This window comes from Aliidiomarina celeris, from assembly GCF_003316875.1.
Classification (GTDB): Bacteria; Pseudomonadota; Gammaproteobacteria; order Enterobacterales; family Alteromonadaceae; genus Aliidiomarina; species Aliidiomarina celeris.
Genome location: NZ_QMIL01000007.1, coordinates 38,865 through 60,293 on the forward strand (window position 1 = coordinate 38,865; position 21,429 = coordinate 60,293).

At 50.3% G+C, this 21,429-nt stretch carries 16 protein-coding genes; 7 read left to right on the forward strand and 9 right to left on the reverse strand.

From position 1 onward, the window contains the following. Positions 1–57 precede the first annotated feature (57 nt). Genes pepA through DQW12_RS11790 form a run of 3 tightly spaced genes read left to right on the forward strand, consistent with a single transcriptional unit; the run spans position 58 to position 4,885 of the window. Positions 58–1,560: a leucyl aminopeptidase gene (pepA, locus tag DQW12_RS11780; protein ID WP_113908069.1), complete on the forward strand. Its 1,503-nt coding sequence runs from the start codon at positions 58–60 to the stop codon at positions 1,558–1,560. Positions 1,561–1,572: 12 nt separating this feature from the next. Then, positions 1,573–2,031 carry a DNA polymerase III subunit chi gene (locus DQW12_RS11785; RefSeq protein WP_113908070.1) on the forward strand — a complete coding sequence of 153 codons (459 nt, stop codon included), beginning with the start codon at positions 1,573–1,575 and terminating at the stop codon, positions 2,029–2,031. Further along, positions 2,024–4,885 carry a valine--tRNA ligase gene (locus DQW12_RS11790; protein ID WP_113908071.1) on the forward strand — a complete coding sequence of 954 codons (2,862 nt, stop codon included), beginning with the start codon at positions 2,024–2,026 and terminating at the stop codon, positions 4,883–4,885. Before DQW12_RS11785 ends, DQW12_RS11790 begins: the two co-directional genes overlap by 8 nt. Before the next feature lie 101 nt (positions 4,886–4,986). Here DQW12_RS11790 and DQW12_RS11795 read toward each other — a convergent pair whose 3' ends face one another. From DQW12_RS11795 to DQW12_RS11805, 3 genes are all read right to left on the reverse strand, one after another. Beyond that, positions 4,987–6,603 carry a methyl-accepting chemotaxis protein gene (locus DQW12_RS11795; RefSeq protein WP_113908072.1) on the reverse strand — a complete coding sequence of 539 codons (1,617 nt, stop codon included), beginning with the start codon at positions 6,601–6,603 and terminating at the stop codon, positions 4,987–4,989. Positions 6,604–6,699: 96 nt separating this feature from the next. Further along, positions 6,700–7,059: a ribonuclease E inhibitor RraB gene (rraB, locus tag DQW12_RS11800; RefSeq protein ID WP_113908073.1), complete on the reverse strand. Its 360-nt coding sequence runs from the start codon at positions 7,057–7,059 to the stop codon at positions 6,700–6,702. Beyond that, complete coding sequence (locus DQW12_RS11805; protein ID WP_113908074.1) at positions 7,037–7,789, reverse strand: 1-acylglycerol-3-phosphate O-acyltransferase; 753 nt, start codon at positions 7,787–7,789, stop codon at positions 7,037–7,039. Before DQW12_RS11805 ends, rraB begins: the two co-directional genes overlap by 23 nt. Before the next feature lie 116 nt (positions 7,790–7,905). Between DQW12_RS11805 and DQW12_RS11810 the strand changes: the two genes are divergently transcribed. Next, entirely contained in the window at positions 7,906–9,009 is a 1,104-nt protein-coding gene (locus tag DQW12_RS11810; protein ID WP_113908075.1) for an HD domain-containing phosphohydrolase, read from the forward strand. A 22-nt stretch (positions 9,010–9,031) separates the two neighbouring features. Here DQW12_RS11810 and parC read toward each other — a convergent pair whose 3' ends face one another. The 4 genes from parC to nudF form a co-directional block, all read right to left on the reverse strand. After that, positions 9,032–11,326, reverse strand: a complete 2,295-nt coding sequence (gene parC, locus DQW12_RS11815; RefSeq protein ID WP_113908076.1) for a DNA topoisomerase IV subunit A — start codon at positions 11,324–11,326, stop codon at positions 9,032–9,034. Positions 11,327–11,352: 26 nt separating this feature from the next. Beyond that, positions 11,353–13,239: a DNA topoisomerase IV subunit B gene (parE, locus tag DQW12_RS11820; protein WP_113908077.1), complete on the reverse strand. Its 1,887-nt coding sequence runs from the start codon at positions 13,237–13,239 to the stop codon at positions 11,353–11,355. 104 nt (positions 13,240–13,343) lie between these two features. Next, a complete protein-coding gene (locus tag DQW12_RS11825; RefSeq protein ID WP_113908078.1) occupies positions 13,344–13,787 on the reverse strand; it encodes a DUF1249 domain-containing protein in 444 nt (147 codons plus the stop codon). 2 nt (positions 13,788–13,789) lie between these two features. Continuing rightward, entirely contained in the window at positions 13,790–14,467 is a 678-nt protein-coding gene (gene nudF, locus DQW12_RS11830; protein ID WP_113908079.1) for an ADP-ribose diphosphatase, read from the reverse strand. A 175-nt stretch (positions 14,468–14,642) separates the two neighbouring features. Here nudF and tolC point away from each other — a divergent pair, with 175 nt between their 5' ends. The 3 genes from tolC (at position 14,643) to DQW12_RS11845 (ending at position 17,769) form a co-directional block, all read left to right on the forward strand. Further along, positions 14,643–15,992: an outer membrane channel protein TolC gene (gene tolC / locus DQW12_RS11835; protein ID WP_113908080.1), complete on the forward strand. Its 1,350-nt coding sequence runs from the start codon at positions 14,643–14,645 to the stop codon at positions 15,990–15,992. Between the two features lie 125 nt (positions 15,993–16,117). Next, positions 16,118–17,107, forward strand: a complete 990-nt coding sequence (gene lpxL / locus DQW12_RS11840; protein WP_113908081.1) for an LpxL/LpxP family Kdo(2)-lipid IV(A) lauroyl/palmitoleoyl acyltransferase — start codon at positions 16,118–16,120, stop codon at positions 17,105–17,107. Further along, positions 17,107–17,769, forward strand: a complete 663-nt coding sequence (locus DQW12_RS11845) for a TcpQ domain-containing protein (RefSeq protein ID WP_113908082.1) — start codon at positions 17,107–17,109, stop codon at positions 17,767–17,769. The genes lpxL and DQW12_RS11845 overlap by 1 nt, the downstream gene beginning before the upstream one ends. Before the next feature lie 20 nt (positions 17,770–17,789). On the opposite strand, the gene glnE is transcribed toward DQW12_RS11845, so the two are convergent. Then, a complete protein-coding gene (gene glnE, locus DQW12_RS11850) occupies positions 17,790–20,639 on the reverse strand; it encodes a bifunctional [glutamate--ammonia ligase]-adenylyl-L-tyrosine phosphorylase/[glutamate--ammonia-ligase] adenylyltransferase (RefSeq protein WP_232819968.1) in 2,850 nt (949 codons plus the stop codon). After that, positions 20,636–21,301: a CYTH domain-containing protein gene (locus tag DQW12_RS11855; RefSeq protein WP_113908084.1), complete on the reverse strand. Its 666-nt coding sequence runs from the start codon at positions 21,299–21,301 to the stop codon at positions 20,636–20,638. Before DQW12_RS11855 ends, glnE begins: the two co-directional genes overlap by 4 nt. Positions 21,302–21,429: the final 128 nt, after the last annotated feature.

Below are 21,429 nucleotides of genomic sequence, written 5' to 3' on the forward strand. Positions count from 1 at the left end.
TTCGAACTTATTCATCATGCCATGAAACGTGGCTGTAAACCAGAATTCGGAGTTCTTATGGAATTCAGTGTAAAAAGCGGTAGCCCAGAAAAACAACGCTCAGCATGCGTTGTCGTAGGTGTTTTTGAACCTCGGCGTTTGTCTTCGGTAGCCGAGCAACTCGACAAAGTGAGTGGCGGCTATCTCAGCAATATTTTGCGCCGCGGCGACTTAGAAGGCAAAGCGGGCCAAACCTTGCTGCTGCATAACGTGCCTAATATTTTAAGTGAGCGCGTTTTATTAGTGGGCTGCGGCAAAGAGCGTGAACTCGACGAGCGCCAGTATCGCAAAATCATTGCAAAAACCATTAGCACCCTGAACGACACCGGTGCCATGGAAGCTGTGTGTTTTCTCAGTGAATTGCACGTAAAAGGGCGCGACACCTATTGGAAGGTTCGCTACGCCGTGGAAGCTGCCCATGAGCAGCTCTACACCTTCGACAGCTTAAAGTCGCACCGAGAAGAGCCTCGTCGGCCACTGCGCAAGCTTATTTTTAATGTACCGACACGGCGTGAATTGCCGGTGGGTGAAAAAGCGGTCAGCCATGGTTTAGCCGTAGCGCGCGGCATTCATACCTGCAAAGACGCAGCAAACATGCCTCCTAATATTTGTACGCCAAGCTACTTGGCCGAACAAGCCGAAAAGCTCGCTGAGCAATACAGTAATGTTACTGTTGAAAGGGTCACTGAGGCGCAAATGGAAGAACTTGGCATGAACGCCTATTTGGCCGTGAGCCGCGGTTCGCATAACCCTGCGGTCATGACCTTAATGCATTATCAGGGCGGCAAAACCGACGACGCGCCGATTGTACTCATTGGCAAAGGCTTAACCTTCGATTCCGGTGGTATTTCCATTAAGCCCTCGGACGGCATGGACGAAATGAAGTACGATATGGGCGGCGCTGCGGGCGTACTCGGTGCAATGCATTCGTTACTCGAACTGCAATTACCCGTAAATGTAATTGGCGTTTTAGCCGGTTGTGAAAACATGCCCGACGGAAACGCTTACCGACCGGGCGATATTATTCGTTCAATGTCGGGGCAAACTATTGAGGTGCTCAACACCGACGCTGAAGGGCGTATGGTATTGTGCGACACCTTAACTTATGTAGAGCGTTTTAACCCCGAAACTGTGGTCGACGTGGCAACTTTAACCGGTGCCTGTGTGATCGCACTCGGTCCGCATGCAACCGGCCTTATGAGTAATCATAATCCGCTCGCACACGAGCTTTTAAATGCCTCGGAGCAAAGTGGCGACCGCGCATGGCGCTTACCCATTTGGGACGAATACCAGTCGCTTATCGACAGTCCGTTTGCCGACATGCAGAACATTGGTGGTCGCCCTGCGGGTACTATTACTGCGGCCTGCTTCTTGTCGCGGTTTGCCAAAAAATTCCATTGGGCCCATTTGGACATTGCCGGCACCGCTTGGCGTGGTGGCAAAGATAAAGGCGCAACCGGCCGACCCGTACCCATGTTAACGCAGTTTTTACTCGGTCGCGCCAACAGCGAAACCGACTAAGCGAGCACATAAATGAGCCACGTGACCTTTTACACCCTCGACACCATTGGCGATGAGCGCTTACCCGTGCTGGTATGCGACCTCACCACGCAATTGATGCGGCAAAGCCAACGGGTGTTGTTGCTGTGTAAGGATCAACAACAGGCGGAACAGTACGACGAACTACTCTGGCAACAGCCTGCAAGCGCCTTTGTGCCGCATAATCTAGTTGGCGAAGGGCCGACCCAAGGCACTGCGGTGTTACTTGCGTGGCTACCACTGAGCGGTAACACTGGCCACCGTTCTGTGGTTATTAATCTCACGGGCGAAGCCTTAGAGCAGGCAGCACGTTTTCGCCGCGTTATTGAATTCGTGCCGGTCGCCGAGAACGCGCGCGCTCAAGCGCGCGAAATTTATCGAACTTATCGCCAACAAGGTCATCAACTGGAAAACCTTGTGGCTGCACTAACCGTTGAAGGACACCATGGATAAAACCTACTCACCCGACGCCATTGAACGCCGTATTTACGATGCATGGGAGCAAGCAGGCTATTTTAAGCCCGCAGGTAAAGGCGACTCGTATTGCATTATGATTCCGCCGCCCAATGTGACCGGTAGCTTGCACATGGGCCATGCGTTTCAACACACGCTTATGGACACCCTAACCCGTTACAAGCGCATGGACGGCTACAACACCCTATGGCAGGTGGGTTCGGACCATGCCGGTATTGCAACGCAAATGGTGGTAGAGCGTAAGTTGGCTGCCGAAGGTGGCCCTACTCGCCATGAGCTTGGGCGCGACGGCTTTATTGATAAAGTATGGCAATGGAAAGCCGAGTCTGGCGGTACCATTACCAAACAAATGCGTCGTTTAGGCGATTCGGTGGATTGGGATCGCGAGCGCTTTACCATGGACGAAGGCTTGTCCGATGCAGTACAAGAAGTATTTGTGCGCTTATTTGAAGACGGTCTGATCTATCGCGGTAAGCGCTTAGTGAACTGGGATCCGAAATTGAAAACGGCAATTTCAGATCTGGAAGTCGAGAATAAAGAAAGCAAAGGCAAAATTTGGCACTTGCGCTACCCTCTTGCCGACGGGGCGACAACGGCCGACGGTAAAAATTATATTATCGTGGCCACCACCCGCCCAGAAACCATGCTCGGTGACGCCTGTGTTGCGGTGCACCCAAAAGACGAGCGCTACCACGCTTTGCATGGAAAATTTATTGAGCTACCGCTGGTAAACCGCCGCATTCCAATTATTGCCGACGATTACGTGGATCAAGATTTCGGCTCTGGCTGTGTAAAAATAACCCCAGCACACGACTTCAACGACTATGAAGTGGGTAAAAAGCACAATATGCCGCTTATTAATGTACTGAGCGACGAAGCCTTTATTCTCACTCGGCCTGAAGTTTTTAACAGCCAAGGCGAAGAAATTGAGCTCGAGAACATTGAAATTCCAGAAGACTTTCAGGGGCTAGAACGTTTTGCTGCGCGCAAGGCTATTGTTGATGCCTTTGCAGCCGCCGATTTGCTCGACAAGATAGAAGAGCACGACAATAAAGTACCCTATGGTGATCGCTCCGGCGTGGTGATTGAGCCTTTCTTAACCGACCAATGGTACGTTCGCGTTGCGCCGCTGGCCAAAACGGCTACAGAAGCCGTTGAAAATGGCGATATTCAATTTGTTCCCAAGCAATACGAAAACATGTATTTCAGCTGGATGCGCGACATTCAAGACTGGTGCATTTCTCGCCAACTGTGGTGGGGGCATCGCATTCCAGCATGGTATGACGAACAAGGTAACGTTTTTGTCGGCCGCAGCGAAGCTGAAGTTCGCAGCAAGCACGACTTCGGCGATCGCAAATTAACGCAAGACAACGACGTGCTCGATACTTGGTTCTCTTCTGCGCTCTGGACCTTCTCTACCCTAGGCTGGCCGAAAGAAACCGAAGACCTAAAAACCTTCCACCCCACCGACGTGTTGGTCACAGGTTTCGACATTATTTTCTTCTGGGTGGCCCGCATGATCATGATGACCATGCATTTCATTAAAGACGAAAATGGTAAGCCACAAGTGCCCTTCAAAACCGTTTATGTCACAGGTCTAATTCGTGACGAAAATGGCGACAAAATGTCGAAGTCGAAAGGCAATGTTATTGACCCCTTGGATATGATCGACGGAATTTCGCTCGACGACTTGCTCGCTAAGCGTACCGCCAACATGATGCAAGATAAGTTAGCCGAGAAAATCACCAAGCGCACCCAAAAAGAATTCCCCAGCGGCATTAGTGCTCATGGCACCGATGCTTTGCGCTTTACCCTCGCTGCACTGGCATCTACGGGTCGCGACATCAACTGGGACATGAAACGCCTTGAAGGCTACCGCAACTTCTGCAATAAACTGTGGAATGCCAGCCGCTTCGTGCTTATGAACACGGAGGAATTCGACTGCGGGTTTGGTGAACAGAACGAACTGGAATTATCACTTGCCGACGAGTGGATTATTGAACGCATGAATCAAACCGTTGCTCAATTTAGAGCAGCGCTCGACAATTATCGTTTTGACCACGCCGCAAACATTGCCTACGAATTTACCTGGAATCAATTCTGCGACTGGTATCTCGAACTCACAAAACCGGTATTTGCAAGCGGCTCCGAGGCCCAACAGCGCGGCACCCGTAATACTCTTGTTCTTGTTTTAGAGCAGTTGTTACGCCTGCTTCACCCCATAATGCCATTCATTACTGAGGAAATTTGGCAGCGCGTTGCACCAATTGCCGGTATCGATACGCAAGGCGTAGATCGCACCAGCATTATGACGCAACCCTACCCGCAAGCTGCAGCAGCCACTTATGTTACAGCGTCTGAGGATATGGAGTGGATCAAGCAGGTCATTGTGGCGGTTCGTACCATTCGTGCAGAAATGGACTTAAGCCCGAACCAAAGCTTAACCGTGCTGATTGAAGGCGCAGACGACACCGTAACACGTCGTGTAGAGCAAAATAGCGCCTTTATTAAAGCGCTTGCTAAGCTTGACGCCTTAAGTTTCCTCGCCACTGGCGAAGAAGCACCGGCGAGCGCCACAGCTTTGGTCGGGAGAGTTGAGCTGCACATACCAATGGCGGGGCTCATCGATAAGGACGCGGAACTTGCGCGCCTTGATAAAGCCATACAAAAAGCGCAAGCGGACTTCGATCGCGTGCAAGGCAAGCTCAGTAATGAAAACTTTGTTAGCCGCGCGCCAGCAGACGTTATTGAAAAAGAGCGTGAAAAAATGGACGGATTCCAAGCGACATTGCAGCAACTGGCTCAACAGCGCGAAAAAATAGCCGCCATTTAGTTCTGTAGCTCTCATCAAAAAGCGCGGCAACCCAAGGGGTACCGCGCTTTTTTTCTATCCATTAACCGGGTTGATTATCTCTACCAGCGACCGCCGTTTTGCTATACGCGGAAACGGCTGGCCAGTTGCAGTAAGTTGCTCGCTTGTTGCTCCACGCGTGCCGACGCTTCGTCAGCCTCTCGCGTTCCTGCTCGGGTATCTTCCGTTAATTCATTGGTACGCAACAAATTACGGTCCATTTCCTGTACTACTGAGGCCTGCTCTTCGGTTGCGCTGGCAATTTGATGCGTCATGTCGGTAATCGACATCACCGACTCACCAATTTCGCGCAGTGCCGCTTCCGCCGCATTCGCTTTTTCAACACTATTGCTGGCAAATTGAACCCCGGAATTCATGGTTTGTACCGACTGCTCTGCCGACGCTTGTAAGCGGTCGATCATTCCCTTAATTTCAGTGGTCGCCGAGGCAGTGCGGGCCGCTAAGGTTCGCACTTCGTCGGCAACAACAGCAAATCCGCGACCTTGCTCTCCAGCGCGTGCAGCTTCAATGGCTGCATTTAACGCCAACAAATTGGTTTGCTCGGCAATGCTCTCAATGGTGTCGAGAATACTACCAATACTTAAACTTTCTTCTTTTAATGTGGCAATAATACCGCTGGCCGACTTCACTTCGTTGGCCAAGGTATTAATGGCTTCGATAACCTGCTGTACTACACGCTGACCGCGCTCGGTATTTTCTTTCGAACTTTCAGAAGCGTCGGAAGTAACTTGAGCATGCTGTGCCACCTCCGCAATAGTGGCCGACATTTCGTTCATTGCTGTTGCCAGTTGCTCAATTTCGCGCGCTTGAATGTTAAGCGCGGTATCGGCCTTGGCCGACACCTCAGAAGAAATGCTGGCATGCTGCGAGACTTCTTCAGCACTGGCTCTCAACTCAGTAATCAGCGTGCGTAAACGCTCCTGCATGGTGTTGAATGCGGTCGTTACTTGGCCAATCTCGTCTTGGCTTTGAATGCTTAACGCAAGACCAGTGAGATCACCCTCCGCTATATTTTGCGAGCGCTCTTGCAAACGCTGCATAGGCGTTACTATTTTGGCTTTCAACCACAAGGCAAGTCCGGTTGCCATGGCCACAGCAAATATCATCAGTAACCAAACAATCCATAAAGTTTGTTTTGAGGCTTGCTCCGACTCTGCAACCAAAAGCGCTGCCTCGTTGTGTAAAATATCGCGAACAGTATCAATACCAGCGCGCATTTGCTGCAGGTGCGTTAACGTTTCTTGTTGGTAAACCTGTAGCTTGTGGTTGTGATTCGTCGAATTCACTACCCGCGTTGCTGTTTCATGTAAATCGCGATGAGGAGCGTCTAATGCGTCGAATGCGCGGCGCAGCTCGGGCGCTGCTTCGGTGTAAGCAGGCGAACTTTTGAATGTACGATACCAAGACCCAAACATGCATTGGGTAGGGTCCAGCTGCCCCTGAAACGGCGTACTTAACAAGAGGCTGTTGGCCAGTTGATTCGCCCACACCACGTGGTCTACCTCGCGCTCAACTTGCAACGTCGAGGTATTCATCTGTTCTCGGGTGCTTTCGTGAACGCCTTCTAACCGATTTAAAGCCCCATGAATAATAAGGCTAACTAACACCATTAACACGGCAATTAGCCCAAAGCTTGCGTGGAGTTTGGTTCCTAAACTCGCATTTTTAATCAATGACATAGTGGCTCCTTTAAAAGATACCACTATGTTACTACTCCGTTTGTGGGGGTGAACTGATACAGATCAATAAATTGAATTTACCCCATCACGAAGTTGTTATTCTTCTTCGTCGCCGAGGTAGGTACCCCAGCCGTCGTACTCCACGCCAATTTTATTAGCGATTTCGCACACCACTCGAGTTTGCTCCGCTAATACCACGTCGTCGAGCTTAGCTGAGGTTACCGCAGCGAAATAAAACCAAGTTTCCCCTTCGTCGGTTTCAAACTCTTCGGCGTCATCTACGTGAAAGCCGGCTTTCACCAAATCAACCGCTGCTTTCTCCAGCAGGTCAAAGTTAGCACTCACTAAGTGATGTTCAATTTCAAATTCTTGCTCCGCGTCTAAGCCATCGTCAAGCATGGCCGACACTGTATCTTGGCTTTGTTGTAACAGACTATCTAAGTGATTTAGTGCCATGTTTTTTCTCCCATGCGAGTTGAACTTCAGTGTCGAGCTTTACTATTTCCGCTTCCATTTGTTGGTACACCGAAGAAATAAGCTCACGCACGCGCTCACGCGTAACGCCTTCAGTGGTAACCGGCGGCAACATTTCAATAATTACTTTACCATTGTGCCAACGGTTCAGCTTTATTTGCTGATGAGTGGTCGACATACACACAGGAACCAAAGGAACTTGAGCACCAATAGCCGAGTGAAACGCGCCGGTTTTAAAGGGTAATAAGCCGCGCCCATAATTCCGTGTGCCTTCAGGAAACAGCCAAATCGACAAGTTTTTATTCTTCAGCGCATCTATTGTTTTGCCAATAGTGCCGTGTGCTTTGCTACTGTTTTTCCGATCAATCAAAATGTTGCCAGAAAGCCAATACAGCTGACCAAAAAAAGGTACCCATTTCAGGCTCTTTTTGCCGACCGTTACCGTTCCGGTTAACAATGAGCGACTCAGCGTGAAAATGTCCCACGAGTTTTGGTGGTTGGCAACATAAACGAAAGGCCCACCGTCTTTTACCGCTTGTGGCACACGAATTTCGAGCTCAACTCCAAGTACCTTGTGCATTGAACCAAAAATGTGGGCAAAGAGCCTTGTGTTGTCGCGATGAAACGGCCGTAGTAAACAGAACAAGCTACCGAACACGCCAGCGACAATGACAAAAACACCGAGAATTATTAAACGAATTACTGCTAACATTTGAATACTTTGGTTTAAATTTCATGAAGCCCGTAGTATACCTATGAATCTGTTTTTTTGCTGCGCTTTTATAACGAAAGTAATGCTACCCGCGCACGAACTTAAGGACGCTTTCCATGGCTCGATTTCAAGTTACTGATATAGAACCCGATGTTTTTGCTGATTTACTCGATGAACTGCAAGAACTCTATGAACGTTGCGAGCACACCCTCATCGAACTTGAGCACAAACCTGAAGATGAGGAGCTTCACCGCGCCTTATTCCGGGCTGTTCATACCATTAAAGGCGACTTAGGGCTGTTGAGTATCTCACCCTTAATTCAGTTTCTCGGCCATTTAGAAGACAACCTCGGGCTGTTGCGCGACAGCGCACTCAGTTACACCCCAGTACTGAGCGACTTACTGCTGCTAAGTCTTGAACGTGTGAACGGTTTTATTCGCGAATGCCACGAGAAAGGAGAGTTTCATTACGACAGCCAACAGCTACAAAGAGTTGAAGCCTTGTTGGTCAGGCTCACGGCAAACAACAAAGAGCAGCACGAACAAATCATTCGCAGCGCCCTACTTACCCTCGAGCCAAACTTGGTACTGTCAAATAATACACCCGACAATCAGCCCGACTTATCGCCACCAGAACAGAGTCGCCCAGAAGACGACCTTCAATTTTTTCATCAGCTCATTGAGCCGGTAGAGGCACGCTCGCGCTATTGGCAAGGACGATGTGACCGACAACTCAAGCTTGCGCTGCTGATCAACCGTTACGCGGGTAGCCCTGTTGATGAGCGCCAGCTTACGGCGGCCTGTTACGTGCACGACTTTGGTATGGGGTTTATGCCGTTAGAAATTCTGCACAAAGAGCGAAAATTAACACCCAAAGAAATTCAGCTCATTCATACCCATGTGTATTGCTCCGCAAAGCTGTTAGAGAATATGAGCTATTGGCATGAAGCAAAAATGATGGTGTTACAACACCATGAAAAATGCGACGGCAGCGGTTACCCGCTGGGTTTGAAAGACCATGAAATTAACGACGGCGCGAAGATTTTAGCCATTGTTGACACCTTCGACGCTATGACCCACGAACGCGCCAGCGTTTCGCACATGCGGCGGCCTTATCAACGCGCCGTAGCCGAAATTAATCGGCTCGCCGGCACACAACTGAGTCCGTATTGGGTAGCGGCCTTTAATCAAGCTATGCAAGCTTTATTAAAAGCCGGTTAAAAGGCACTTCTGGGTGCGCGGTTTAGTCCGCAGCACCCAGCTCATCGCTCGCGCCCTCATGGGCGTCACTGAGCGGCTCACGTTCCGCCAGTAACTGATCGACTCGTTGCAGCCCTCGTGGCAATTTACTTCCTCTACGGCCGCGCTCACCTCGGTAATGTTCCAAGTCACTCGGCTTCAAGCTTAGCTTGCGTTTTCCTGCCACCACGGTGAGCGTGGACTGCTCGGGGATAACCGCTAAAGCAGTTACATACTCTTCACGCAGTTTTGCCCGCGTTGAAGGAATACTGAGCATTTTATTGCCTTTACCTTTGGCCAGTTGCGGCAATTCACTGACCGCAAATACCAGCATCCGCCCTTCGTTCGACACCGCCACCACAAGGTCGGTATCCACGTTATGGATCCGTAGTGGTTGCATTGGTTTTGCAGACGGCGGCACAGACAATAAGGCTTTACCGTTTTTCACACGGCTCACCATGTCCGTAAATTGGGTAACAAAGCCGTAGCCCGCGTCTGAGGAAATCAACCACTTGCTGTCTTCTTTGCCCATCAACACGTGCTCAATATTTTCGCCAGCCACCAAGGCAAAACGGCCGGTAAGCGGTTCACCTTGCGAGCGCGCCGAAGGGAGTGTGTGCGCTTCCGCGCTATAGCTGCGGCCGGCACTATCGAGGAAGACCGCTAAGTCATTACTACGCCCTATCGCTTGTTCAAGGAAGGCATCGCCCGACTTATACGACAAATTGGCGCCATCTACGTCGTGGCCTTTGGCGCACCGTACCCAGCCTTTTTTCGACAACACTACAGTAACCGGCTCAGACGGCGTAAGTTCACGTTCAGACAGTGCTTTGGCTTCCTTGCGCTCGGTTAGCGGAGACCGACGTTCATCGCCGTATTTTTCGGCGTCAGCCAGCAGTTCTTTTTTCACCAAGGTTCTTAACCGGCGGTCGGAGCCCAACACCAACAAGAGTGCGTCTCGCTCTTTGCTGAGTTCGTCTTGCTCACCACGGAGTTTCTGCTCTTCAAGCTTTGCCAAATGCCGTAATTTTAATTCTAGAATCGCTTCAGCTTGCGTGTCGGTAATACCGAAACGCTCCATCAACACAGGCTTGGGTTGATCCTCTCGGCGAATAATTTCAATCACTTCGTCAATATTTAGAAAGGCAATAAGCAAACCTTCAAGAATATGGAGGCGCCGCTCTACTTTGTCGAGCCGATACTCTAACCGCCGCCGCACTGTATTCATGCGGTATTGGTTCCATTCGTTGAGCACGGTAACTAACGACTTTACCTGTGGGCGACCGTCTAGGCCGATCATGTTCATATTGACACGATAGCTACGCTCTAAGTCTGTCGTTGCAAATAAATGCGCCATAAGCTGTTCTACATCAACCCGGTTTGAACGCGGCACAATCACCAAGCGGGTCGGGTTTTCATGATCCGACTCGTCGCGCAAGTCTGACACCATTGGCAGTTTTTTGGCCTGCATTTGCGCAGCTATTTGTTCCAAAATGCGTGCGCCCGAGGCTTGGTGTGGAATGGCGTCGACTACTACTTCGCCGTCTTCCATACGATAACGCGCGCGCATTTTTATACTGCCGCGGCCCGCTTCGTAAATTTTTGCAATCTCAGTTGCAGGCGTTATAACTTCCGCGTCGGTGGGGTAATCTGGGCCTTTAACATGCTCCATTACCGCTGCTAAATCAGCGCTTGGATTGTCAAGCAGCATGGCACAGGCATGGGTTACTTCGCGTACGTTATGCGGCGGAATGTCGGTTGCCATGCCCACCGCAATACCGGTTACGCCATTGAGCAAAATATGAGGTAAACGAGCCGGCAGCACTTGCGGCTCCTTCATGGTACCGTCGAAATTTGGAATCCAGTCTGAGGTGCCCTGACCAAGCTCGCTGAGTAGCACTTCGCTGAAGCGCGACAAGCGCGACTCGGTATAACGCATAGCGGCAAATGATTTAGGGTCATCGGGCGAACCCCAGTTTCCTTGCCCGTCTACCAACGGGTAGCGGTAAGAAAAAGGCTGCGCCATCAGTACCATCGCTTCATAACAAGCCGAATCACCATGCGGATGGAATTTACCCAATACGTCACCCACGGTACGTGCCGACTTTTTATATTTCGCAAGCGCAGACAGCCCTAACTCCGACATGGCATAAATAATACGGCGCTGAACGGGCTTCAACCCGTCGCCTATATGAGGTAAAGCGCGGTCCATGATGACGTACATGGAATAGTTGAGGTACGCGTCTTCTGTAAATTTATGCAGCGGTAAATATTCTGTCACTTCCAAAGATGAGTTCATGAATGCTTCCGTATCATTATTCTGTTTTAAGCTAAATCGACCAGGTTACCCTTGCTCTCTAACCACTCTTTGCGGTCTGACGAGCGCTTCTTCGCGAGCAGCATGTCGAGCATCGCGTCGGTTTGAGCGCTATCGTCTACGGTTAAACACACTAAACGGCGAGTATTTGGGTCCATCGTGGTTTCACGCAACTGCAGAGGATTCATTTCGCCCAACCCCTTAAAGCGTTGCACATTTACTTTGCCCTTCCGCTTTTCGGCTTCAATACGGTCCAAAATACCCTGTTTCTCCGACTCGTCTAGTGCATAGAAAACTTCCTTCCCTACGTCAATTCGATACAGCGGAGGCATGGCAACAAACACATGCCCTGCCGCAACTAAGGGGCGGAAATGCTTTACAAAGAGGGCACATAGCAAGGTGGCAATATGCAGGCCGTCGGAGTCTGCGTCGGCAAGAATACAAATCTTTCCATAGCGCAGCTTACTTAAATCAGCGGCGCCAGGGTCCACACCAAGGGCTACGGAGATGTCGTGAATTTCTTGCGAGCCTAGAATTTGATCCGACTCCACTTCCCAAGTGTTGAGAATTTTTCCCCGCAGGGGCATAACCGCCTGAAACTCACGATCGCGCGCCTGCTTGGTTGAGCCGCCGGCAGAGTCGCCCTCCACCAGAAACAATTCACCGCGGGCTGGGTCTTGCGACGAGCAGTCGGCGAGTTTACCCGGCAATGCCGGCCCTTGAGTCACCCGTTTTCGAATTACTTTTTTCGCTGCCCGCATGCGGCGTTGTGCGCTAGCAATACAAAGTTCGGCTATTTGTTCAGCTTGCTCAGTGTGTTCGTTCAACCACAGGCTAAATGCATCTTTTACTACGCCAGACACAAAAGCCGACATTTGCCGTGAGCTTAATCGCTCTTTGGTTTGCCCGGAAAACTGCGGATCAGCCATTTTCACCGACAAAATAAAGGCGCAACGGTCCCAAATGTCTTCTGGTGTTAATTTTACTCCGCGCGGAAGTAAGCTTCTGAATTCACAAAAATCGCGCAAGGCTTCGAGTAAGCCTTGGCGTAAACCATTCACATGGGTACCCCCTTGCGCCGTGGGAATCAGGTTTACATAGCTTTCATTGAGGTTGTCACCGCCTTCGGGTAACCAAGTAACCGCCCATTGCGCGGCTTCTTCAGCGGCATTAAAGTCGCCGACAAAAGGTTCTGCGGGCAGTTGTTCCCAGCCCTGCAGCGCCTCTTTAAGATAATCGCGTAAGCCTCCGGCATAACACCATTGGTCTTCCGTATCATTCACTTTGTCTTTAAACCGAATGGTTAGGCCCGGGCAGAGTACGGCTTTTGCCCGCAGCTGATAACGTAACCGCGAAACTGAAAATTTCGGTGTATCGAAATATTGTGGATCAGGCCAGAACTGAACACGGGTGCCGGTATTTCGTTTACCTACCGTGCCTACAACCTGAAGTTCGCTCACTTTAGCGCCATGTTCAAAGGCCATTTCGTGCACTTCACCGTCGCGCCGCACGCTCACTTCAACGCGGGTAGAAAGCGCATTCACCACAGAAATCCCTACGCCGTGTAAGCCACCGGAGAATTGGTAGTTCTTATTGGAGAACTTCCCGCCCGCATGGAGCTTGGTCATAATCAACTCCACCCCCGGTATACCTTCTTCGGGGTGAATATCTACCGGCATGCCCCGCCCATCGTCTACTACTTCAAGCGACTGGTCTTTATGTAAAATCACTTCTATAGTGCGGGCATGGCCAGCAAGCGCCTCGTCGACACTATTGTCGATAACTTCTTGGCCAAGATGATTCGGGCGGGTGGTGTCGGTGTACATGCCGGGCCGTCGTTGAACGGGCTCCAAGCCACTCAACACTTCAATCGAGTCTGCTTTATAGTCTGCCATCTTCCTGTGGTTCCATCGTTGTCGTACTGCGAATTCTAGTGTTCGATATTTTTGCGAGTAGGTTTTGCTCTATCCTGTGGCGTTCAGCAAAAAAACACAAGGCATTATGCAGGCGCCCAACAAAAAGCGCTGCGCCCGTGCTGTATACATAACTTTAACCAGTCTGCCAGTAGCCGGCTCAGCTGCCTCTTCTCGTCTTGTTGCTGCGCGCGCTTTGGCGCCTGCCCCGGCCGAATCGAGGTAAGTTGACTGGTGCCTTGGCAATCAATGATCTCTGCCATGCGGGCGTCGTGGTACAAGCGCACATGAAACTCAATGTCGGCCACCGCAGCTGCTCTAGAGGTTGAGCGCTTCAACTGTTTTATATACACATCTGTTGTGTAGGGTGCGCGCCGAAGTACTTGAATTTCATAGTTCAAGTGTGTGCCTACGGCAATAACTGTTGGCTCCTGAGTGCTCGGCAATACACGCAAAAACGCAGCATAATTGCGTTCAGCAAGTGCATGTAACTCATTTAGATCTGGAATGTAGCGCTTTGTTCGCAACAACTCTACTCCTTATTTGTGCATTGCCATGCGGCTAATAATTCAGTTCGGTGCAATTGCAACCATTGTAAGGCAATCACTGTAGCAGCATTGTCAATTAAACCTTCATGCAACCACTCCATCATTTGTAAGCGTGGCACTACCGATACGCGAATGTCCTCATGTTCGGTCGCAAGCCCACCATAATTTGCCGCTGTACTGGCGTCTACCTTTGCAATGTAAATACTAATACGCTCGGTAAGCCCGCCTGGACTTGAAAGATAACGCATGGCAAAGCTAAGTTGCTCGGCATTGAGGCCCGCCTCTTCAGCCATTTCACGCCGGGCAACCTCAAGCTCCGACTCACCTGGGTCGATCATACCGGCCACAAGCTCAAGTAACCAAGGCGAGCCTTCTTCCATGTCGGCATGTCGCGCAACGCCGCCTAACGCAGTAACTGCAGCCACGCGAAACTGCTCGAGCATTACAATAGCATCGCGCTCAGGATCGTAGGGTAACACCACCACTGCGTGCCCACGATCCACAATTTCACGCTCCATAACAGCAGACCAACCACCTTGAAAAAGCCGATGCCGTAATTTCGCTTTATGAACCCGAAAAAAACCATGGTATACAGTTTTATGTTCTAATACTTCAACGTCGTCTTGCCCAAATGGAATCGGCGAATTATTCTTATGCCCCATACTGTACCCGTAAGTTAACTTAAGAACTGAACATATTAGCGATTCTAGCGACACGCACGCAAATACCTTGTTACAATTCATCCAATATCGACATAATTCTGTACTAATAGTTTGTTTGTTGGCGAGGTACACTATAGGTATTCGCCTTTTTAAAACCCGAAGGAAATTGTGAGTGATGAAAATTAAATTACTGTCGGCCGCGCTGGCACTGGGATTAAGCACTGTAATAGCGCCTGTAAATGCAACAAACCTCACCGACATTTACATGCTCGCGTTGGAAAACGATCCCCAATTATTGCGTTCTGCGGCAGAACGCGATGCCGCGAAAGCCGGCGTTGACGTTTCGCGCGCAGACTGGTGGCCGCAAATCGACTTTAGTGTGAGCTACTCAGACTCAAAGCAAGACTCTGTAGTTACCAACGACGATGGCACTTGGAATATTCGTAGCTCAAGCGGAACGCGTTTTGGTCGTCAAGTAAGCTTGTCGCAAACGGTTTTCAATTTAGGCACATGGCGTTCAACCGACATTGTCGAAAAACAAGCTTATCAAGCCGAAGTAAGTTATCTACTGTCGCGGCAACAACTTATGCTGCGCGTCACCCAAACCTATTTTGGTGTGTTAAGTGCGCTCGACAGCCTCGAGTTTGCACAAGCCGAAAAACGCGCCATTGAACGTCAGCTCGAGCAAACGCGTCAGCGTTTTTCAGTTGGCTTAACCGCCATTACCGACGTACATGAAGCTCAAGCGCAATTCGACAATGCTTTAGCGCGTGAAATTCAAGCGCAAAACGCTGTGGAAATCGCCTTAGAAGGTTTGCGCGAAATTACCGGCCGGCAACACGACAATATTCATGTGTTGAACACGGAAAACTTCTCGCCAAGCAGCCCAGAGCCGCAAGGCGTTGCCAACTGGATTGAAACCGCGCACGACCGCAACCTGCAGTTATTAATCGGCCGCAGTTCAGTAGAAGTTGCCAACCAGCGCATTGAGCTTGCCCGCGCAGGTCACTACCCAACCGTACGTTTGAACGCAAGCTACTCAGACGACGACCAAGACAGCAACGGTCGCGACATCAGTGGTTTAAATTCTCGTCAAATCGGTCTCACCGCCTCTATTCCGCTTTATTCGGGTGGCCGCACTATCGCCAGCACGCAACAAGCACGCGACAATTTTGTAGTTGCTAGCCAAAGCTTAGAAGAAAGCCGCCGCTCGGTTGAGCGTGCTGTGCGCTCTTCTTATTTTGACGTAGTTGCTGCCATTTCCACAATTAATGCACTAGAGCAGGCTGTAATTTCGGCAGAAAGTGCACTGAACGCTACTCAAGCCGGGTTTGAAGTGGGAACCCGTACTATTGTTGACGTGCTCAACAGTACGCGGAACTTGTTCGACGCACGCCGCAATTTGTCGGAAGCGCGTTACAACTACATTAATCGCACTTTAGCGCTGCGCCAAGCGGCTGGAACTATTTCAGAGCGCGATTTACTTGGTATTAACGCGAGTTTGGTTGCTCCAAGCGCCGACTAAGTATGAATGAAGGGGCAAGCGCCCTACCAAAAAAACAAAGGCTCGCATTGCGGGCCTTTATTTTTTTCAGTCGCATATTCCGTTACACTTCCTTCCATGTTCCAGTTCAATAACGAGAATTAAATTTGAATCAATATACGGTTACACCACCCCGTTTTGAGTGGTCATTTCTTCTCCCAAAATATTGGCCGACCTGGCTTAGTATTAGTTTCTTGTACCTTATTTCATGGCTTCCCTATCGGCTGCAACTCATGCTCGGCACGATGCTCGGGGTGGTGTTTTTCAAATTAATGAAAAAACGCGTGCAAATTACCCTTCGCAATCTCGAATTAGCCTACCCCGAAAAGCCCGACAGTGAACGGCGCCGTATAGCCCAAGAAGTATTTAAAAATGCAGGCATTGCACTGTTTGAAACCGGCATTGCGTGGTGGTGGCCCGACTGGCGGTTAAAACGAAAAGTAAAGCTAGAAGGGTTCGCGCTTGTTGAACAGCAACTCGCACAAAAAAAAGGCGTTTTCCTACTGCTCTTTCATTTTCTTCCACTCGAAATTCATGCGCGTGGGGTAGGTCTTTATCATCCGTCCGTTGGGCTTTATCGCCCCCATAACAACGCACTCATGGAATACATGCAAACAAAGGGGCGCAGCCGCAGCAATAAATACATGCTGGGCAAGAAAGACGTAAAAGGTATGCTCTGGTCACTCGCCCAAGGTGAGCTATGTGGTTACTTGCCCGACCAAGATTATGGGCCGAACCGAGCGGAATTTGTGCCCCTGTTTAGCGTTCCCGATGCAGCCACTACCACCGGCACTAGCATTTTTGCGAATCACTCCAACGCGGTTACATTGATTTCTACCATTGAACGCTTACCTTCTGGTCGTGGCTACTGTATTCGCTTTAACGAGCCTCAGGCAGCAATTCCGTCGGGTAACGACAAAGACGACGCCATACGGGTAAACCAAGAGGTTGAGCGGGCCGTAAATGCCAACCCTGAGCTGTACATGTGGATGCATCGGCGGTTTAAAACCCGCCCGCCAGGGCATGAAACAAGCTATTATCAGCGTTCTCACATTAAGAAAAAGCGCAGCAAGAAAAAGCGCAAGGACACAGCCTAATGGATATCAAAAAGCGACTTGAAAAAAGAAAAAAGCGCCAACAGCGTGCTGTTGTCTTTATTATTTGCGCCAGCATTGTTGCCGTCACAATAGCTTTTTTCGCCGCTCGCAACCTCTATTTTTCTGACCCCAGCGCAGAAAACATTAGTGACGCAATGGCAACAGGTACGAATCGTTCACGTAATTTACAGGGGGAAATTGAACGCTTCTTCGGCGGTGTGCGCGACAGCGCATGGGCGCGCAATGGTTCGTCGCAATGGATCATCGAACTCGAACCGAATGCGCGGCCACTTGCCGACATTATTGCCGAGCGAATTCGAGAGGAAGGCTACCCGCTCGACTACACATGGCGCGGGCCCGTGCAGTCTCGTTGGTTCATGGAGGGCGACTCATTAAAAGACAAAGCAGAGCAACTCGCAACCGAAGAAAGTGTGTATTTAATTTGGTGGCTCGACAAAGACTACATTGTGCGTGCGACCTTCGAGGTATATTCCGACTTAGTCAACTCGCTTGACCGCTTAGCCCGCTCGCTCAACGCGCAGCACGCAGACCAAGTCGAAGCCTATTTATGCCCACGTGCACGTGCAATTCTAATTGCTGGCTCAGAAGACGCCGCTCTGGTCAGCTCTGACTGCAGAGCGGTAAGCAGCTTGCCGCGTTAAGATACCCCCGAGTGTTCCTGTTAATTCGGCAGCAACTCTTGCCAAACAGCAACCACAATGTCGCGCTCATGCGACATTGAGTTGCCACTCAAGTTACCGAGCTCCGCCAACGCTAAACGGTGCAGCTCTCGACGCAGTTTTTGATAAATCTCAATTAATTGCTCACTCGAGCGTGCGCTAAGCAGCCGAACCTCAGCAGCCCGCTCTAATATCCGAATATTATCCGTATATTCAATTAGGTGCGGGTACTTGTGGGCGTAACTCAAGGCTAAGAATTGGGTAATAAACTCAATATCCGCAACGCCGCCTGGCATTTGCTTAATATCAAATTGCTCAGCGCTTTGCTTCCACAAATGCTCGCGCATTTTTTCCCGCATTTTCTTTATTTCAGCGCCCACTTCTTGCTGGTCACGCGGCTTGGTTAACACTTCTGCTCGGATGCTCTCAAACTGAGCTTTCGCATTCGCCGTACCGAAAACATGTCGTGCCCGCACCAACGCTTGTAATTCCCAAAGCCACGCGTCGTTGAGTAAATACTGCCGGTAGGTAGACGCCCTGACCACCAATAGGCCCGACTGCCCCGACGGCCTTAAGCGCATGTCAACATCGTAGAGCACGCCATTCATAGAGCGCGTGGTAAACAAGTGCAACACGCGCTGCGCCAAGCGCAAATAAAACTGTTGGGTATCAATTGGCTTCGCGCCGTCGGTTTGTCCTTCAAGCTCATCGTCACAAACAAACACGAGATCTAGATCGGAGCCGTAGCCTAATTCAAAGCCGCCGAGCTTGCCATAACCAATGACACTGAATCCGGTATTTCCTTCATGACGCCCCTGCGGCACGCCGTGCTTATCGGCCAGCTGACGCCACGCCATTAACACCACTTGTTCAATCATCGCTTCGGCCAACGCGGTTAAATGATCGCTCACTTTCATGAGTGCTACGCCGTCACTTAAGTCGGCAGCAGCAACACGCAGCTGAAAAATTTGTTTTACCTGGCGCAGCGACTCCATTTGTGCTTCTGCGTCGTCATGAGCAAAGCGATTCACATACTCTGCAACCTGCTGACGGTATTCCGAAATATTTGGCAAATCATAAAGCTGTTGCGGGTCGATCAATTCGTCGAGCAACATTGGGAAGCGAGCGATTAAATGAGCCACCCACGGGCTTTCGCGGCATAAAAACACCAATTGCTTGCGCGCTCCCGCATTACCCGCAAGGAGCTCGATATAGGTCGTTCTAGAGCTGATTTGCTCGAGTACGTCGAATACCCGCATTAAAACCTGTTCGGAATTTGCTTGCGCCACAAGGTCTTCGATGAGCCAAGGCACCAAGCTCGCGAGCAATTCACGGCCACGCGGGCCGCTCGAGCGCAGCCTTAAGCGCTGTCGAAAATCGCGAATACGCTGCCAGCAGAGCTCCGCCTGCTCAACTCCGGCTTCGGCTAAAACGTTTATCGCGGTTTCGTCTTCAATTAAATCTTGCCACAACAGTGCAAAATCACTGTCTTCGGCCGTAATCATTTCGGCTTCGCCGCCAATTACGTCCAGAAACTGCTGGTGCACTTGTTTGGTTATACGCTTGTAGTCGCTCATAAACGACGCCCAAGTTGAATACCCGAGAGCAATCAGCACACGCCTTTGGTTTGTGTCGTCCGCGGGCAAGGTTTGCGTTTGTTCGTCGTTTATTTCTTGCAGCGTGTGCTCTACTTTTCGCAACCAAGCATAGCCGTATAAAAGTTCGTCTCTATCCGCTTCGGAAATAACCCCAGCATGACTTGCCGCATGTAAAGCTTGCCGCAAGGAGCGGGTGCGAAACTCCACCTCGCGACCGCCGCGAATGAGCTGGAATACTTGAGCCACAAACTCCACTTCACGAATACCACCAATCCCGAGCTTTACATTGTTCTTTACCCCTTGCCGACGCGCCTCCTGATTAATCAGCAGTTTCATTTTTCTAAGGGCGTCAATTGCGCTGTAATCGAGATAACGACGATAAACAAAAGGCCGCATCAGCTCCGCAAACTGCGTTTGAATGTGCGCGTTGTTGGTAATTACCCGGCTCTTAACCATTGCGTAGCGTTCCCAGTTTCGTCCTTGCTCTTGGTAATAGTCTTCAAATGCTGAAAGGCTAGTAACCATCGGCCCCGAATGACCAAAAGGCCGCAACCGTAAGTCCACACGATATGCTTGCCCGTCTGCGGTCATTTCTCCGAGCACTTTCACTAACCGCTGTGCCACCTTAGTAAAATAGAGTTCATGCTCAATGGCTTTGCGCCCGCCGCGCGTTTCGCCTTGCTGTTCGAAACAAAAAATGAGGTCAATGTCCGACGAAAAGTTCAGTTCATGCCCACCCAGTTTACCCATGGCGATACACCACAGCCGTAACACCTTGCCATTCTCTGCATACGCTTGACCATAACGCTCAGCATACGACACATGAGACCATTCAAGCGCCGTAGTAATTAAGCCGTCGGCCAATGCACTAATGGCGTGTAATGCCTCAGATAGAACAAGTTCGCCGCGAAGATCCCAATAAGCAATGCGTGCCATTTCGAAGTTTCTGAGCTTGCGAATAATGGCTTGCGCTTGCTGCTCACGCTCAACTTGGTCAAGTGCATGAGCAAGTTGCGTGTTTGACCAACCGCTCGCATTTTGCATAAATTGCCACGCCGCTATGCCATAGCGCAGCAAAACTCTTGCAACAAAAGGGCTGAGCTCAATCACCCATTGCACGCTTAAGCGCGCTTCCTCAGCAAGCTCGGCAAACTCATTGTGTTGTTCGCAGAGCAATTTCCACTGCGTAAGTTCAGTGTCGAGTGACGGCTGCAGTTGCGTTGGCTTTAGGGGGGGTGCTGGAAATTCGCTCAAACTTCTTTCTCCGATAAGGAAGTCTCCGATAAGGAAGTCTCCGACAAGGAAGTCTCCAACAATGCATAGCCGCGTTGCGCTTTGCTTTTTGTGCCGGCTTGTAAATTGAAATGCTGAGTTAAATTTTCAGCCCATTTTAACAGGCTGCTTTCATTACCGCTTTTTAACTCTAGCTCAAGCTCGAGTATAGCTTCTTGCTTTCCGCCCGCTTTTATTAAGCCCTCATCCAGCGCAACTTCGAGTAAACTGTCCGCCGTATCCACATGCCAGAAACGGCGCTGGAAACTCACCTCGAACTGCAATTGTAAGCGCGGCGTAATCACCTGTGGGTCGATTCCTGCCGGCCATATATGAGCCGGAAAGCGGGTTAAGTCAGGCACAGACGCAGAGGTCGGTACATTATATTCGGGCCGTGCCGACAACGCGCCTTCTTCCCGCCCCTGCAGTTTAACGGTTTGCTCCGCTCCTCCTGGCCAGCGCCGAATGCGCAAACCAATCTTTTGTACGCCTAGTTCTTGTTCTTCCGTATCAAAATAAAGGTTCTCTAAGTGTTTTTGGCCTACCGCCATGGCATGCGCATTCAGCCATGCAACCAATGGCTCAACGTGCTCGGCCGTAAGCTGATACTTTAACTCTGTTTCCGCATTGACTAGGGTTGCCATTGTTGGTCCTTAAAGCCCAAAAATAGAAAAGTAGAAGGCTATTGTGAGTGCTGTTGAACATGGGCGTCAACATTCGTTTGCACGCATTTTAACTTAGCAAATGAACGCTCTGTCGAATGCCCGTGTAA